This is a genomic window from Rhodococcus sp. P4_C10 (assembly GCF_056402135.1).
This window is the reverse complement of sequence record NZ_JBFUHZ010000011.1, coordinates 15386-31275: the sequence shown is the minus strand read 5'-3', so window position 1 is coordinate 31275 and position 15890 is coordinate 15386. Positions and strand designations below refer to the sequence as shown.

Sequence of the window (15890 nt, the reverse complement as noted above, 5' to 3'; positions counted from 1 at the left end):
GTGTGTCTCCCCGGCGCCGCCCACTTACCCGGCGCGGCGCCGCTACCACTTACGCAGCGTGGCGATCCTCTCGGTCAGCTGCTCGACGGTCGCGATCGCGGTCGGCGGGCCGCCGCAGACCCGGCGCAGCTCCCCGTGGATCCAGCCGTGCGGCTTGCCGGTGCGGTGGTGCTGCATGGCGACCAGCCCGTTGAGTTCCTTGCGGAGCTCCGCCAGCTTCCCCGCCGATGCCACCCGGTCCGCGACCGCGGTCGGCGCGGCGACGGCGGGCGCGGCCTGGCGGGCGGCGACCTTGTCGAGCTGACTGGCCTGGCGTTCGCGCAGCAGCGCCCGCATCTGGTCGGCGTCGAGCAGGCCGGGCAGGCCGAGGTAGTCGGCCTCCTCGTCGCTGCCCGCGAAGGTGGCCGTCCCGAACGAGGAGCCGTCGTAGATCACCTGGTCCAGTTCGGCGTCGGCGCCGAGCGAGGTGAACGCCTTCTCCTCCTCGCCCGGCTCGTCCTTCTGCTTGTTGGCGTCGGCGAGCAGCTCGTCCTCGAGGCCGTCCTTCTCGCGGTGCGGCTTGCCGAGCACGTGGTCGCGCTGCACCTCGAGCTGGCTGGCCAGGTCGAGCAGGACCGGCACCGAGGGGACGAAGACGCTCGCCGTCTCGCCCTTGCGGCGCATCCGCACGAATCGGCCGATGGCCTGGGCGAAGTACAGCGGCGTCGAGGCGCTGGTGGCGTACACACCGACCGCGAGGCGGGGCACGTCGACGCCCTCGGACACCATCCGCACCGCGACCATCCAGGCGTCGGTGCTCGCACTGAACTCGGCGATGCGCTTGGACGCCGTCGGGTCGTCGGAGAGCACCAGGGTCGGCGTCGTCCCGGTGATGGTCTCGAGGATCTTCGCGTAGGCCCGGGCCACGGTCTGGTCGGTCGCGATCACGAGGCCGCCCGCGTCCGGTATACCGCCGGCCCGCAGCTGTCCGAGCCGGGTGTTGGCCGCGGTCAGCACCGCCGGGATCCAGTCACCGGTCGGGTCCAGCGCGGTACGCCAGGCCCGTGCGGTCTGCTCGGCATTGAGGGGCTCGCCGAGCCGGGCGGTGAACTCCTCGCCCGCACTGGTGCGCCAGCGCGCCTCGCCCGAGTACGCCAGGAACACGACGGGCCGCACGACGCCGTCGGCGAGCGCGTCGGAGTATCCGTAGGCGTGGTCCGCCTTGGACCGCAGCAGCCCCTCACGGTCCGGCTCGTACTGGATGAACGGGATGGCGCTGTCGTCGCTGCGGAACGGGGTACCGGTGAGGGCAAGCCGCCGGGTCGCCGGGTCGTAGGCCTCCCGGATCGCCTCACCCCAGCTCTTGGCGTCGCCGCCGTGGTGGATCTCGTCGAGGATCACCAGGGTGCGGCGGTTCTCGGTGCGGACCCGGTGCCGGGTGGGGTGCGCGGCCACCTGCGCATAGGTCACCACCACACCGTGGTAGTCCGATGACGTCTGCCCGGTCGAGTTGGAGAAGTTCGAGTCCAGTGCGATGCCCATGCGCGCCGCCGACTCGGCCCACTGGTGCTTGAGGTGCTCGGTCGGCGCGACCACCGTGACCTCGTCCACTGTGCGGTCGCCGAGCAGTTCGGCCGCCACGCGGAGCGCGAAGGTGGTCTTGCCCGCGCCGGGGGTGGCTACGGCGAGGAAGTCGCGAGGTTTGGTCGCCAGGTACTTCGTGAGGGCACGGCGCTGCCACGCTCGAAGGGTGGCGACGGGTGCGGGTGGCGGAGATTCGGCGTTACCCGTGAGCACTGTCGCTTTCGCTCCTTCTGGTCTGCTGTCGGTCGCGATGGAGCCTAACCCTGACGACCGACCTTCTCCGCATCCCCGACACGCCGCCCGCGGGTCCGCCGCGTGTCGCGGTGGCAGAATTTTCCCGACACGGCCACCGCAATCGGCGGCCCCGACCGGCAGTCAGGAATGCTGGACTCACCATGAGTGAACCGATCCCGGGAGAGCGCGCCGGCACACCGCCGGCCGCGCGGGTCGGCGCACCCGCGGCGACGGAGCCGCCCGAGGGCAGCGCACTGCGCCTGATGTGGATGGTCGTCGCCCGTACCGCCGTCAAGGCGTGGGGGGACTCGATCTTCGGCAAGGCCGCGACCGCCGCGTTCTGGCAGACGCTGTCCCTTCCGCCGCTGCTCCTGGGCCTGCTGGGCACCCTCGGCTACGTCGGCGGCTGGTTCGGCCCGGACACCGTCGACATCATCGAGTCCAAGATCATCACCTTCAGCCACACCGTGTTCAGCGAGAACGTCGTCGACCAGATCATCCGGCCGACCGTCACCGATGTCCTGGGCCGCGGGCGGCCCGAGGTCGTCTCGGCCGGCTTCCTCCTGTCGCTGTGGGCGGGCTCGTCGGCGATCTCCACGTTCGTCGACTCGATCGTGGAGGCGCACGGGCAGAAGGACGCCCGCAACCCGGTGTGGCAGCGGATCTTCGCGCTGCTGCTCTACGTGATGTTTCTCATCGTGTCGATGTTCGTGCTGCCGTTGGTGGCGCTGGGGCCGACGCTCATCGGCCAGGCACTGCCCGAGGCCTGGTACGAGGTCGGCTCACAGACCATCGACACCTTCTACTACCCGGCGGTGGGCCTGCTGCTGATCGCCGGCCTGACCACGCTCTACAAGGTCGCGCTGCCCAAGTCCCTGCCCTGGCACCGGCTGCTCGGCGGGTCGCTGCTGGCCGGGGTGTTCTTCATGGCGGCGAGCGCGTTGCTGCGCCGGTACCTGACCTGGATCACCGGGACGGGTTACACCTACGGCGCGTTGGCCGCGCCGATCGCCTTCCTGCTGTTCACGTTCTTCCTGGGGTTCGCCGTCGTGCTCGGCGCACAGTTCAACGCCACCATCCAGGAGTTCTGGCCCGCACGCGCCACCCGGATCGAGCAGATGCGCGAATGGTTGGCCGCCCAGGCGGCCGCGGCCGCGAGCACGCCGCCCGGCAACTCCACGGGCGCGGTCACCGGCGCGGTGACCAACCTCACCTGGCGGCTGGCGACCGGCCCGATCCGTACCACCGGGACCGACCGCACCACCGGGACCGGTTCGGCGGCCGTCGAACCGGAAGACCCGGTGCCACCGCCGCCTCCGGCCGCGGTGGCGGCGCAGTCGGCTCAGTCGCCCGCGCGCAACCCCTCGTAGATCTCCTTGCAGGCCGGGCACACCGGTGAACCCGGCTTCGCGGACTTGGTCACGGGAAACACCTCGCCGCACAGCGCGACGACATGGGTGCCCATGACCGCGCTCTCCGCGATCTTGTTCTTCTTCACGTAGTGGAAGAACTTGGGCGCGTCGTCGTCGGTCGACTCGTCGGTGGTGGTGTCGGGACGTTCCTTGGTCTGGGTGCTCACCCCACCATGATGACGCATTCGCCCCCTGGTCGGCGAGACCCGGTAGTGCATCGGGGCCGCCGGAGTGGGAGGCTGGAGTAATGGCAGCCAGTTCGGGATTCTTCCGGCCCACCGACAACGGCGACGGTGGCGGCGACGACGCGGCCCGCAATCCGGTCCTCATCACCGACGCGGCCCAGTCCTTCCAGGACCAGCAGCACGCCCGGGTGCGCAAGTACACGATCCTGATGGCCTTCCGCATCCCCGCGCTGGTACTCGCCGCGATCGCCTACGGCGAGTGGCACAACGGCTGGATCAGCCTGCTGATCATCGGCGCCTCGATCCCCCTGCCGTGGATCGCCGTGCTGATCGCCAACGACCGTCCGCCCCGCCGCTCGGACGAGCCGCGCCGCTACGACCACCGCCCCCCGACGTCGCCACAGATCGAGCCCGGAAACCGTCACACCATCGAGGGCTGAGCGCTCCTCCGGTCCGCGCGGGCAGAGGCCGGCCCGGGCCCTGCGAGACTGTGCGGGTGAACCGCGAACTGCTCTCCCTCTGCGGCCCGCTGCGCGAGGCCCTCCGCCGTACCGAGTACACCGCCGACGCGCTGCTCGACGCGCTGGGCCCGCAGGCCCACGACGCACTCGGACGCAACGAACCGGTGCCGGTGCGGCGGGCCACCCGGGACGCCGGCGGCCTCGGCGTCCTGACCAGGCTTTTCCTCCTCGGCGACGACTGCCCGGCCACCGAGGTCGCGGCGGCGCTGGCCCCCGTCGACCTCGGCCACGCGGTCGCGGCAGGACTGCTCGAGCGCGACGGCGACGAGGTCCGCGCGGCGCTCGACCTGCGCCCCCTCGACCTCGGCGCCGGCAACCGCTGGGTGCTCTCCGATCTCGACGGCGCGCTCCGGCCCCGGCAGACCGCCCCGGACCACGTGCTCGGCGTCGGGCACGCGTCGCTCTCGCTGCTGCGCGGCACTCCCACGGCCCCGGCCGGCTCGGTGCTCGACATCGGCACGGGCTGCGGCATCCAGGCGCTGCACGCCACCGGCTACGGCACGTCGGTGACCGCGACGGACGTGAACCTGCGGGCCCTCGACCTCTCGGCGGCGACGTTCGCGCTCAACGAGGTGGACGTCGACCTGCTCGCCGGATCCTGGTACGAGCCGGTGGCGGGACGTCGGTTCGACCGCATCGTCGCCAACCCGCCGTTCGTCGTCGGCCGGGCCCGCGTCGAGCACACCTACCGCGACTCCGGGCTCGACCTGGACGGCGCCAGCGAGCTGATGATCTCGCGGACCCTCGACCACCTCGAGCCGGGCGGCACCGCGTCCATGCTGGCCTCGTGGGTGCACGTCGCCGGCGAGGACTGGCGCTCCCGCGTGGCGTCGTGGCTGCCCGCGCACGGCGTGGACGCGTGGGTGGTGCAACGCGACGTCGCGGATCCCGCCCTCTACGTCGGCACCTGGATGCGCGACGCCGGACTCGACCCGCGCGACCCGGCCACCGCCGCCCAGGCCGACGCCTGGCTGACGCACTTCGAGGAGAACGACGTCGAGGGCATCGGTTTCGGGTTCGTCTACCTGCGCCGCACCGACGAGGTCAGCGACGTGATGGCCGAGGACCTGCGGCACGGCTACACCGACCCGCTCGGCGACGAGGCCTTCGGCTACTTCGACCGGGTGCGGTGGCTGCGGGATCGGGACGTGCTCGAGCACCGGTTCCTGGTCGCCGACTCGACCGCGCTCGAGCGGGTGTACCTGCCCGGCGAGGAGGGCTGGCGTCAGGTGGTCGCGCGGGTGCACCGCGGCGACGGCCCGAACTGGCAGCACGAGGTGGACGACCTGACGGCGGCGTTGCTCGGCGGAATGCAGCCCGGCGGTCTGGCGTTGGAGGAACTGGTCGAGTTGCTCGCGGCCGCGCACGGCGAGGACGCAACCGACCTTGCGGCGGCCGCGGCGCCACTCGTCCACTCCCTGGTGCGGCACGGGCTGGTGCTGCCCGACGGCACCGGCTCCGACCGGTTCCCGGCGAACTAGCGGATCGTCGCCTTCTCAGCAAGTTCTCAGGACTGCCCCCACGTAACACCAGGTCAGAGACATTGTGACGCAGGTCTCGCGGGAACTTTGGGTGGCAAATCGGCGTTGAGCCATATGAGAGACGCCGATGAGGAGGCAGGCCATGACGAGCCCCACCACCACCGAACGAGCGCGGCCCACCGCCGAGGATCTGGACGCCCAGAGCCCGGCCGCAGACCTGGTCCGGGTGTACCTGAACGGAATCGGGCGCACCGCGCTGCTGACCGCGGCGGAAGAGGTCGAGTTGGCCAAGCGCATCGAGGCGGGGTTGTACGCTGCCCACGTCCTCGACACCCGCAAACGACTCACCCCCGCCAAGAAGCGGGACCTTGCCACCGTTGTCCGTCAGGGACAGTCGGCACGAAGCCACCTGCTCGAGGCCAACCTGCGCCTGGTGGTCTCCCTCGCCAAGCGCTACACCGGACGAGGCATGCCGCTGCTGGACCTGATCCAGGAGGGCAACCTGGGACTGATCCGTGCGATGGAGAAGTTCGACTACGCCAAGGGCTTCAAGTTCTCGACCTACGCCACCTGGTGGATCCGGCAGGCCATCACCCGCGGCATGGCCGACCAGTCCCGCACCATCCGGCTCCCCGTGCACCTGGTCGAGCAGGTCAACAAGTTGGCCCGGATCAAGCGGGAACTGCACCAGCAGCTCGGCCGCGAGGCCACCGACGACGAGTTGTCGAGCGAGTCCGGCATCCCGGTCGCGAAGATCGCGGACCTGCTCGACCACAGCCGTGACCCGGTCAGCCTGGACATGCCGGTCGGCAGCGACGAGGAGGCGCCGCTCGGCGACTTCATCGAGGACTCCGAGGCGACGTCCGCGGAGAACGCCGTCATCGCGGGCCTGCTGCACAGCGACATCCGCAGCGTCCTGGGCACCCTCGACGAGCGCGAGCAGCAGGTCATCCGGCTGCGCTACGGGCTCGACGACGGGCAGCCGCGCACCCTCGACCAGATCGGCAAGATCTTCGGCATCCCCTCACGTCGCCGGCCCGCTTTCTGCTCTGTGCCCCCGGGCGGTCTCCGGAGCATGATGGTGGTGCTGGACCGCCGAGCACCGGAGGTGCGCAATGACCGCCAGCCACCGGCACCGTCGACCCACCGGGGTCCCGTCGACCCCGGCCGCGCCGGTCCCCGTGCGGGACTGGCGGGACCGCACCCGCGTCGAGCACCCGCTCGGCCACGGCCCGGTCACCCAGCACCTGGTGGTCGGGCTGGACGACCACGGCCCCAGCCACCGCGCGCTCGCCTACGCGATCGAACTCGCCACGTCGCTGAACGCCCACCTCGACGTGGTGCACGTCGTCGACATCGAGGACATCCCCGTCGACCCCGAGTTGCCGGACTTCGACGAACAGGTCCTGGGGCACCTCGAGCGGGCCCGGGCCGAGACCGAGCGGCTGATGGCCGCGTGCACGCAGCGGTGGACCTACCACTGCGCCCGCGGCGACCCGGCGAACCTGCTGCGCACCGTCGCCCGGGAGAACGACGCAACGATGATCCTCGTCGGCAGTCCCCGCCACCGCATGCTGTCCTGGGTCGAACGGCTTCTCGGCACCTCGGTGTCCGGCAGCCTGGTCCGTCACGGCCACCGGACCGTCGTCGTGGTGCCCGACGCGGCCTGACCCCGCCCGCGACCGGGGGGCGTCTGAGCTATCGGAGCCGGCGCGGCCCCAGGTCCACCCGGCCGCTCGGCTCCGGGCCGATCCGCACCCGCGCGTCGGTGACCACGGCCCCGGACGCGCTGGCCAGCACCGGTTCGCACACCAGCTCGCGCACCTCGGGCAGGTCGTCGCCGAGCGCCGAGATCCGCTGCACCAGTTCCACCAGAGCCGCCTTGTCCACCGTCGGCGCGCTGCGATAACCGGAGAGCAGCGGCGCGGCCTTGGGCGCGTCGATCAGCTCGGCGGCCTCGTCCTCGGTGACCGGGAGCACCCGGTAGGCCCGGTCCCCCAGCAGGTCCGAGATCACCCCGGCCAGCCCGAAGGAGATCAGCGAGCCGAACGACGGGTCGTCCTGGACCGCGACCACGCAGCCGATGCCCTTGGCCGCCATCTTCTGCACGTGCAGCAGCGGCTCCCCCGACGCGGCGGCCAGGTCCCGGTACGCGACGCGGACGGAGTCCGCGGTGGTCAGGTCCAGCCGCACGCCCCCCAGGTCGGGTCGGTGCCGCCACTGCTCGCCGGTGGCCTTGACGGCTACCGGGAAGCCGAGCGCCTCGGCCGCCGCCACCGCCTCGTCCTCGCTTGTCGCGGCGGCGAACTCGACCACCGGCACGCCGTAGCAGGCGAGCAGTTCGGCCGCCTCGAAGTCGCTGAGCCAGCGCCCGTGCCCGTCACCGAGCCAGGTGTCCACCAGCCGGGCGGCGCGGTCGGCGTCGATCCCGCCGGGCCGCACCACCTTCGAGACGGGCCGCGTCTTCCACTGCGCGTAGCGCCAGGCCCGCGCCAACGCGAGTGCCGCCCGCTCGGGGCCGGGATAGGACGGCACCGAGCCGCGCATCGGGCTCCCGTCCGGCCCCCGCACCGCCAGGAGGTCCGGGATGCCCTCGGCGGCAAGGAATGTCGAGACGATCGGCTTGCTGGTGTCGCATGCGGCCTCACGCAACGCCTTCGCGTACGGCTCGGCGTCCATCGCCACCGGCGGCACGAACACCGCGATCACCGAGTCCACGTCCGCGGAGGCGATCGCCGCGGTCACGGCGCCCGCGAACTCCTCGGGGGTCGCCTGGGCACCCAGGTCGACGGGGTCACGCACGTCGAGCCCCTCGCTGCGGGCCGCGTCGGCCGCCAGGACCCCCAGCGCGGTGGAGTTGCCGACCACCGCCAGCCGGGGTCCGGCCGGCAACGGCTGGTAGCCGAAGATCACGGCGCAGTCGAAGAGTTGGGCGATGGACCCGACCTGAACCACGCCGGCCTGCTCGAACAGCGCGGACACGATGGAGTCGTCGATCTCCACCCCGGTGGCGGCCAACGCGGGCGGCACCGCGTGCCGACCGGACTTCACCGCCACAATCGGCTTGTTCCGGGCCACCCGGCGCGCGATCCGGGAGAACTTGCGCGGGTTGCCGAAGCTCTCCAGGTACAGCAGCACCACCTCGGTCTCCGGGTCGGAGTCCCAGTACTGCAGCAGGTCGTTGCCGGACACGTCGGCGCGGTTGCCCGCGGAGACGAACGTGGACAGGCCGAGCCGGCGGCGCGCGGCCTCGTCGAGGATCGCGATGCCGAGGGCACCGGACTGGCAGAAGAAGCCCACCCGGCCGGCCGGCGGCAGCGCCGGCGCCAGGGTCGCGTTCAGCCGCACCGCCGGCCTGGTGTTCGCGACGCCCAGCGCGTTCGGTCCGACCAGTCGCATCCCGTGTGCGCGCGCCGCGTGCACCAGGCGCCGCTCGGACTGACTGCCGTCGGGACCGGTCTCGCTGAATCCCGCGGACACCACCACCAGCGCCTTGACGCCCTTGGCGAGGCAGTCGTCGAGCACCGAGTCGATCGCCTCGGCCGGCACCGCGACGACGGCGAGGTCGACGTCGTCGGGAATGTCCCGCACCGACGGGTACGCGCGCACCCCCCGCACGGAGCGGCGCTCCGCATTGACCGGGTAGACCGGACCGGAGAAGCCGGCGCCGAGGAGGTTGCGCAGCACCGCGTTGCCCACCTTCGCGTCGTCGGTGGACGCGCCGATCACCGCCACCGACTGCGGGCTGAGCAGGTTCCGGACGCTGCGTGCCTCCGCCGACCGTTCCCGGGCGTTGCGCACGTTGACCAGCGCCTCGGTGGGGTCGATGGCGAACTCGAGTCGCAGCACACCGCCGTCGAAGCTGCGGCTCACCTGGTAACCGGCCTCGCGGAACACACTGAGCATGCTGCGGTTCTCGGCCAGCACCTCGGCGACGAACATGGTCAGGCCGTTCTCGGCGGCGGCCGCCGCCAGGTGCTCGAGCAGGATCGAGCCGAGCCCGCGGCCCTGGTGCGCGTCGGCCACCACGAAGGCGACCTCGGCGGAGTTCCCGTCGCCGACCTCGAGCAACCGCTCGTACCGGCCGACGGCGATGATCTCGTCCCCGAGGACCGCGACGAAGGCGACCCGGTTGTGGTGGTCCACGGTGGTGAACCGGACCAGGTCGCGGTTGGACATGGTCGGGTACGGCCCGAAGTAGCGCAGGTACCGCGTCCGCTCGGAAAGCTTGGCGTGGAAGGCGATCAGCCGGTCGGCGTCGTCCGGGGTGATCGGGCGCAGGTGCACCGCGCCGCCGTCGGTCGCGAGCACGTCGACCACCCAGTGCGGCGGGAACTGCGCGTGCGCGGCCGGCGTGGCGTCGGCGGTGTCGTTCAGGTCAGTCACGGGGATCCTCCGGATCGAGTCCGAGCAGTGGGAACGTTGCCCGCCGGGTGGCGATGACGGCCGAGTCCAACCGGACCAGCGCACGGTCGACGCTCTCCACCCCGGTCTCGACGGTGCCGCCGGGACCGTCCCACGGCCGGTAGTCCCCCGAACTCCCGTCGCTCATCGTCTCGGGCGCGGCCACCTCCGGCGCCAGGCCCGCGACCCGGTCGCGCCAGGACCCCGGCACCGCGGTCTGCGGGTCCAGGTCGCGGTCGAGCGCAGTCGCGATCAGGTGCGTCCAGGCGCGCGGTACCACCCGGATCAGCCCGTAACCGCCGCCGCCGAGGGCGAGCCAGCGTCCGTCGGCGTAGCGGTCGGCGAGGTCCCGCATCGCCCGGAAGGCCGCCCGCTGGCCGTCGACGGTCAGCGACAGGTCCGCCAGCGGGTCCTCCCGATGGCTGTCCACGCCGCACTGACTGATCACGATCTGCGGCTTGAACGCGGCCACCGCGGCCGGGACCACCGCGTGAAATCCCCTCAGCCACACCGAGTCCACCGTGCCGGGCAGCACCGGGAGGTTCACCGAGGTGCCCTCGCCCGCACCGGCCCCGACCTCACTCGACCATCCGGTGTTGGGCCACAACGTCGCCGGGTGCTGGTGGAGCGAGATCGTCAGCACCCGAGGGTCGCCGAGGAACGCGTGCTGCACGCCGTCGCCGTGGTGGGCGTCGACGTCGATGTAGGCGATCCGGTCGAATCCGTTCTCCAGCAACCAGGAAATGGCGATCGCCGCGTCGTTGTAGACGCAGAACCCGGAGGCGTAGTCGGGCATCGCGTGGTGCATGCCGCCGCCGATGCTCACCGCCCGGCGGGCCCGGCCGGACGCGATCTCCTTGGCCGCCGCCAGCGACCCGCCCGCCAGGATCGCGCTCGCCTCGTGCATCCGCGGGAAGATCGGGTTGTCCTCGGTGCCGAGCCCGTGTGGCGCCGCGGCGCCGTCGGCCCGGGCGTCGGCCAGCCCCTGCACGGTCCCGTGGCCGGCCGCCTTGACCGCCGCGACGTAGGCCGGCGTGTGGATCCGCATCAGGTCACCGTCCGACGCCGCCGCGGGCCGGACCAGTTCCACGCCCTCGATCAGGCCGAGCCCGCGGGCGAGCCCCATGGTGAGGTCCAGCCGGGTCGGGTTCATCGGGTGGTCTGCGCTCCACCGGTAGTCCAGGTACTCCGGGCTCCACACCACGACGCCGCCGGTCGGCGGCCGATCCGTGGCGGGAGGGTGAGGGGAATTCAGGGCCATGGATCCACGCTACGTGCGCACCCTCGCCGGGCGCGAACGGCGGGTCGGGTGGACCGGGGGCGCCACACCTGGTGGGGTATTCGGCGCGGGGGTGCCCCGACTGTCGGTGCCGAACCGAAAGTGCGGCACAGCCAGGTAGAATCGGCGCAGACGAAGGGGCGTGAGCGTGAAGGATCTTGTCGACACAACGGAGATGTACCTCCGGACGATCTACGACCTCGAGGAGGAAGGCGTAGTTCCGCTGCGGGCGCGTATTGCCGAGCGGCTCGAGCAGAGTGGCCCGACCGTGAGCCAGACGGTGGCGCGCATGGAGCGCGACGGGCTGCTGCGGGTCGCCGGCGACCGCCATCTCGAACTGACCGACCGGGGACGCGACCTCGCGGTCTCCGTGATGCGCAAGCACCGGCTGGCCGAGCGGCTGCTGGTGGACGTGATCGGACTCGAGTGGGACCAGGTGCATGCCGAGGCGTGCCGCTGGGAGCACGTGATGAGCGAGGACGTCGAGCGGCGCCTGGTGAAGGTGCTCAACAACCCCACCACATCGCCGTACGGCAACCCGATTCCCGGCCTGGACCAGCTGGGGCTGGACCGTCCCGTGGACAACGTCGAGACGCTGATCCGGCTCACCGACGTGCCGCAGGGCAAGCCGACCGCCGTGGTGGTCCGCAGGCTCGCCGAGCACGTGCAGTCCGATCCCGACGTGATCGTGCAGCTGCGCGCGGCCGGCGTGGTGCCGGACGCACGCGTCACCGTCGAGCGCACGCCGGGCTCGGTGACGATCACCGTGCCCGGGCACGACGGGGTCGAGCTCCCCGAGGAGATGGCGCACGCAGTCCAGGTCAAGCAGGTCTAGCGGCCAGTGCGACTTCTCGTCACCGGCGGAGCCGGATACGTAGGCAGTGTGTGCGCGACGGTGCTGATCGAGCGCGGTCACGAGGTGGTGGTGGTCGACGACCTGTCGACCGGCAACGCGGACGCGGTCCCCGCGGGCGCACAGTTCGTCGAGGGCGACGTCGGCGAGGTGGCCGCGTCGGTCCTCGGCGACGGTTCGGACGGGCCGCGGTTCGACGGTGTGCTGCACTTCGCGGCGCAGTCCCTGGTCGGCGAGTCGGTGCTCGAGCCCGAGAAGTACTGGCGCGGAAACGTCGTCACCACTCTCGCGCTGCTGGAGGCGATCCGGGTCTCCGGCACGCCGCGGTTGGTGTTCTCGTCCACCGCGGCGACGTACGGCGAACCCGACCGCTCCCCGATCACCGAGTCGGACCCGACCCGCCCGACCAACCCGTACGGGGCGACCAAGCTGGCGATCGACCACGCGATCACCTCCTACTGCCAGGCCTACGGCCTGGCCGCGACCAGCCTGCGGTACTTCAACGTCGCGGGGGCCTACCGCGGAGCGGGCGAAAACCGAGTTGTGGAAACACATCTCATCCCGTTGGTGCTGCAGGTGGCGCTCGGGCAGCGGGACAAGATCTCGGTGTTCGGCACGGACTGGCCGACACCGGACGGCACCGCGGTCCGGGACTACATCCACGTCCTCGACCTGGCCGAGGCGCACCTGCTCGCGCTGGAGAAGGCGAACGCCGGCACGCACGGCATCTACAACCTCGGCAGCGGCGCCGGTTTCAGTGTCCGCGAGGTGATCTCGGCATGCCGGCGGGTGACCGGGCTGCCGATCGCGGCGGAGGACGCGCCGCGCCGCGCGGGCGACCCGGCGGTGCTCGTGGCGTCGAGCGAGCGCGCGATGGCCGAGCTCGGGTGGCGGCCGGAGCGAACCGACCTCGACGAGATCGTCTCCGATGCATGGACTTTCCTGCAGGAGCTCGGAGACCGTTCGCACTCGGCCCGCCGCGGCTGAGCGCACCCGTTCGCAGAAAGGACCTCGGGGGTCGGCGCTGCATGCCATGCTGCCGACCATGGCGCTGACCCCCGAGCTCCGCGGCCGACGAGTGGCCCGCAGACACACCCTGATGCCGCTCGTCGCGGCCACCTTCCTCGCCGCGGCGTCCCTGCTGGTCAGCGCCCCCACCGCGGTCGCCGTGCCGGCCGGGTCCGCCGGGACGTCGACCCTGTCGGCGGGGCCCGACAGCGGACTCGACACCGCCCACGACCCGGACTGGATGGCCGGGCTGCCCGACTCCGCGAGCCTCGCCACCCTCTCGGTTCCCGGCACCCACGACACCATGACCACGGGCGCATCGGTTCTCGCGCAAACCCAGGATCGCTCGTTGCCGGTGCAGCTCGAGGCCGGGGTCCGCGCCCTGGACATCCGCACCCGGCACTTCCGGGACGCCTTTCCGATTCACCACGGCCTCGAGTACCTCGACGCCAACTTCACCGACGTGGTCCGACAGGCCACCGACTTCCTCCGCTCCCACCCCACGGAGACGGTGCTGATGCGGATGAAGAGCGAGCACACGGAGGCCGAGAACACCCGCACCTACGAGGACACCCTCGACTGGTACATCCACGACAACCCGGACACCCGGGACCTGCTCGACACTCACCTGTGGACCCCTCCCGCCGGGTACGACGGCGCCCTCCCCACCCTGGGCGAGACCCGCGGCAAGCTTGTCATCTTGCAGAACTTCACTGCCACAAAGCCTTTCGGCCCCCAGTGGGACGGTCCGCGCATGGACATCCAGGACGACTACACGCTCGGCAACCTCGCCGACCTCCCGCAGAAATGGGACGCGGCCCGCGTCCAGTTCGAGCGCGCCGATGTCGGCGCACCGGACACCCTGTTCGTCAACCACCTCAGTGCCACCGGCGTCCCCGACCCGGTTGCGATGGCGTCCGGCGCAGTGCCCGTCACGATTGCCGCCGGCGCGCCCGGGCACCCCGGGATGAATTCGCGCGCCACGGAGTACCTGCGAGCGGGGTCCACCGGCCGCACCGGCATCGTGATGGCCGACTTCCCCACCGCCGCACTGGTCGAGGCCGTCATCGCCCACAACTTCAGCTGACCGGCGGCAACGTCACACCGAGCCGGCCGGCCACCTCGAGACCGGTCCGGGCAAGGTCCGTCACCGCTTCCGGCCGCACCCCGCGCTGCATGGCCTCGTCCAGCAGACGCGCCAGCCGGTGCCCCGGGTGCGCGCCGAGCGCCTCCCCCAACGCGATGCCCGCCAGCGGGCCGTCGCCGCGCGCGTAGGCACTGAACCCGAACATCGTCGCCGCCTCCGCGCAGTCCGGCGGCGGCAACGCCCGCGCCAGCCGCAGCCACATCCGCACCCCGCGGCCGCMCCCGGCCGCGGGGTCGGCTCCGAATCCGCGCGGGCCCGGGCGAGCAGCAGCGCCAACCGCCGCCGACCGTCCCCGCCGTCCGGGCGCAGCACGTCCGCCAGGTCCTCGCGGGTGGGGTGGATGACACGGCCCTCGAACACGAGGGTCGCGGCCAGTTGGGACGCCCCGGGATCCGGCAGCACACCGCCGCCGCCGGCGTCGCCGCCGCGTCGTCCGCACCACGGCGCGCCCGCCTCCAGCACCGCCAGCTCGAAGGACTCCCGCAACGGGACGCCACGCTCGGCGAGGAAGTCCCACAGCACCTCGAGCAGGTACGCGTGCATCCGGCGGGCGCCGGCCGAGTCGTCCTCGTCGATCACCACCGCCACGGCGAAGTCGAAGTCCTCGCGCCCGCACACCCCGGCGATCCGGTACAGGGGTTCGAGGTCGGGCGGGTCGATCCCGCCGTCGGGCAGGTCGTGACGCATCACGGCCCGCACGGCGCAGCGGCCGCGGTCGCCCACCGCGGCGAAGCCGATCACCACCAGCGAGCGTTCCGGGCAGAATCCGAGCATCGCCGGGATTGCCGCGATCAGGTCGCCGGGGTCCGTGATCCGGACCGAGCCGGGCATCTCGGGGAGCGGGTTCGGGTGCATGGTTGCCATGCCCCGGACCCTGCCCCGGCCGCCGGCTCCGACCTGGGCCGCGACCTGGGCTTTCAGTTGCCCTGTGGATGAACGGGCAGCCATCCACAGGCGGGTGGATCAGGAGGGGCCCGCCGTCAGGCCTCGGCGTTGACCCGCGCCACGGCCTCGGTGAACACCTGGTCCAGGGTCGCGGAGTCGGGCACCCCGGCACCGAACGACATGAACGTCGCCGACACCCGCACGTCCCTGACCTGCGCGATCAGCGAGAGCGTCGACTGTGTGACCGTCTCGGCCCCGGCGCCGGAGGTCACCGTCTGCCGCAGCGCCAACGTGTCGTCGGCGTTCAGCGGAGGCGCGGGCACGATCGCGGTCTTCACCGTCGCGGTGGCCCCGTTCTTGGTGGTGGTCACCTCGAGACAGTTGCCGATCTCCTTCTCTCGAACGGAGAGCGGGGTCGCGGTCCGCATCAGCTCGACGGAAATGGTGGCCCGGTTCGCGTTGTCGGTGCCCACGATCATCGCGGTGCCGTCCGCGCTGTAGTCCTGGTTCGGCGGCTTGCACCCCGCCGGGTCCACCTTCGCGCCGGCCGGGATGCCACTGAGGTCGGCCGCGGCCTGCGCCACCGCCTGCGACGGCAGCACGATGGCCTCGTACGGGGCCGGGAAGTCGGTCGGCGTCAACAACATCGAACCGAGCGAGGCGTCGATAGTGGCCGAGTCGCCCGTCTCCGGGGCCGGCGCGGCGACGCCCGCCACGGTCGACGAACACCCGGCGAGGGCCAGGGAGGCGGCGGCGAGACCGGCGACCAGGATGCGGCGAGTCAACTTCGATCCTCCAGGATGCAGTGGCACAGCGGTACGAGACACCGATTACGAGGTGAACAGCGGTTCGGGCGTTGGCCGGCGCCGTCAGGAGCCGACACCGACCACTCTGCCACCCCGGCCCCGGCAAGTCGCA

At 72.0% G+C, this 15890-nt stretch carries 13 protein-coding genes and 2 pseudogenes; 8 read left to right on the top strand and 7 right to left on the bottom strand.

Annotated elements, in window-relative coordinates; genetic code table 11:
- Positions 1-42: 42 nt before the first annotated feature.
- A complete protein-coding gene (locus AC1DWC_RS10070) occupies positions 43-1776 on the bottom strand; it encodes a DEAD/DEAH box helicase (RefSeq protein WP_477907650.1) in 1734 nt (577 codons plus the stop codon).
- 284 nt (positions 1777-2060) lie between these two features.
- On the opposite strand from AC1DWC_RS10070, the gene AC1DWC_RS10065 reads away from it, so the two are divergent.
- Positions 2061-3167, top strand: a complete 1107-nt coding sequence (locus tag AC1DWC_RS10065; protein WP_477907886.1) for a YihY/virulence factor BrkB family protein — start codon at positions 2061-2063, stop codon at positions 3165-3167.
- Here AC1DWC_RS10065 and AC1DWC_RS10060 read toward each other — a convergent pair.
- On the bottom strand, positions 3140-3376 hold the full coding sequence (locus AC1DWC_RS10060; protein WP_072844000.1) for a DUF3039 domain-containing protein: 237 nt from the start codon (positions 3374-3376) through the stop codon (positions 3140-3142). The two genes, AC1DWC_RS10065 and AC1DWC_RS10060, sit on opposite strands and share 28 nt — an antisense overlap.
- A gap of 80 nt (positions 3377-3456) precedes the next feature.
- On the opposite strand from AC1DWC_RS10060, the gene AC1DWC_RS10055 reads away from it, so the two are divergent.
- The 4 genes and pseudogenes from AC1DWC_RS10055 to AC1DWC_RS10040 all read left to right on the top strand — a co-directional run bounded on the left by AC1DWC_RS10055 (position 3457) and on the right by AC1DWC_RS10040 (position 7066).
- Positions 3457-3834, top strand: a complete 378-nt coding sequence (locus AC1DWC_RS10055) for a DUF3099 domain-containing protein (RefSeq protein ID WP_477907648.1) — start codon at positions 3457-3459, stop codon at positions 3832-3834.
- Between the two features lie 56 nt (positions 3835-3890).
- Positions 3891-5396 carry a DUF7782 domain-containing protein gene (locus tag AC1DWC_RS10050; RefSeq protein WP_477907646.1) on the top strand — a complete coding sequence of 502 codons (1506 nt, stop codon included), beginning with the start codon at positions 3891-3893 and terminating at the stop codon, positions 5394-5396.
- A 142-nt stretch (positions 5397-5538) separates the two neighbouring features.
- Positions 5539-6429 (top strand): annotated as a pseudogene (locus tag AC1DWC_RS10045) (sigma-70 family RNA polymerase sigma factor); the annotation flags it as partial.
- An 82-nt stretch (positions 6430-6511) separates the two neighbouring features.
- Positions 6512-7066 carry a universal stress protein gene (locus AC1DWC_RS10040; protein WP_477907644.1) on the top strand — a complete coding sequence of 185 codons (555 nt, stop codon included), beginning with the start codon at positions 6512-6514 and terminating at the stop codon, positions 7064-7066.
- 28 nt (positions 7067-7094) lie between these two features.
- Here the strand turns inward: AC1DWC_RS10040 and AC1DWC_RS10035 are convergent, their stop codons facing one another.
- Both AC1DWC_RS10035 and AC1DWC_RS10030 read right to left on the bottom strand, forming a co-directional pair.
- Positions 7095-9782, bottom strand: a complete 2688-nt coding sequence (locus AC1DWC_RS10035; RefSeq protein ID WP_477907642.1) for a bifunctional acetate--CoA ligase family protein/GNAT family N-acetyltransferase — start codon at positions 9780-9782, stop codon at positions 7095-7097.
- Positions 9775-11061, bottom strand: a complete 1287-nt coding sequence (locus tag AC1DWC_RS10030; RefSeq protein ID WP_477907640.1) for an acetoin utilization protein AcuC — start codon at positions 11059-11061, stop codon at positions 9775-9777. Before AC1DWC_RS10030 ends, AC1DWC_RS10035 begins: the two co-directional genes overlap by 8 nt.
- Positions 11062-11227: 166 nt before the next feature.
- Here AC1DWC_RS10030 and AC1DWC_RS10025 point away from each other — a divergent pair, with 166 nt between their 5' ends.
- The 3 genes from AC1DWC_RS10025 to AC1DWC_RS10015 are packed head-to-tail and all read left to right on the top strand — an operon-like array spanning position 11228 to position 14027.
- The gene (locus AC1DWC_RS10025) at positions 11228-11914 is read left to right on the top strand and encodes an iron-dependent transcriptional repressor DtxR (RefSeq protein ID WP_072844246.1); all 687 of its coding nucleotides are present in this window, start codon (positions 11228-11230) and stop codon (positions 11912-11914) included.
- Between the two features lie 6 nt (positions 11915-11920).
- The gene (gene galE, locus AC1DWC_RS10020; RefSeq protein ID WP_477907638.1) at positions 11921-12919 is read left to right on the top strand and encodes a UDP-glucose 4-epimerase GalE; all 999 of its coding nucleotides are present in this window, start codon (positions 11921-11923) and stop codon (positions 12917-12919) included.
- Positions 12920-12977: 58 nt separating this feature from the next.
- Entirely contained in the window at positions 12978-14027 is a 1050-nt protein-coding gene (locus AC1DWC_RS10015; protein WP_477907636.1) for a phosphatidylinositol-specific phospholipase C, read from the top strand.
- On the opposite strand, the gene AC1DWC_RS10010 is transcribed toward AC1DWC_RS10015, so the two are convergent.
- The 3 genes and pseudogenes from AC1DWC_RS10010 to AC1DWC_RS10000 all read right to left on the bottom strand — a co-directional run bounded on the left by AC1DWC_RS10010 (position 14020) and on the right by AC1DWC_RS10000 (position 15757).
- A complete protein-coding gene (locus AC1DWC_RS10010; RefSeq protein WP_477907634.1) occupies positions 14020-14289 on the bottom strand; it encodes a DUF4192 family protein in 270 nt (89 codons plus the stop codon). The two genes, AC1DWC_RS10015 and AC1DWC_RS10010, sit on opposite strands and share 8 nt — an antisense overlap.
- Positions 14290-14355: 66 nt before the next feature.
- A pseudogene (locus AC1DWC_RS10005) lies at positions 14356-14861 on the bottom strand (DUF4192 family protein); the annotation flags it as partial.
- 206 nt (positions 14862-15067) lie between these two features.
- On the bottom strand, positions 15068-15757 hold the full coding sequence (locus tag AC1DWC_RS10000) for a sensor domain-containing protein (RefSeq protein WP_477907632.1): 690 nt from the start codon (positions 15755-15757) through the stop codon (positions 15068-15070).
- Positions 15758-15890 lie beyond the last annotated feature (133 nt).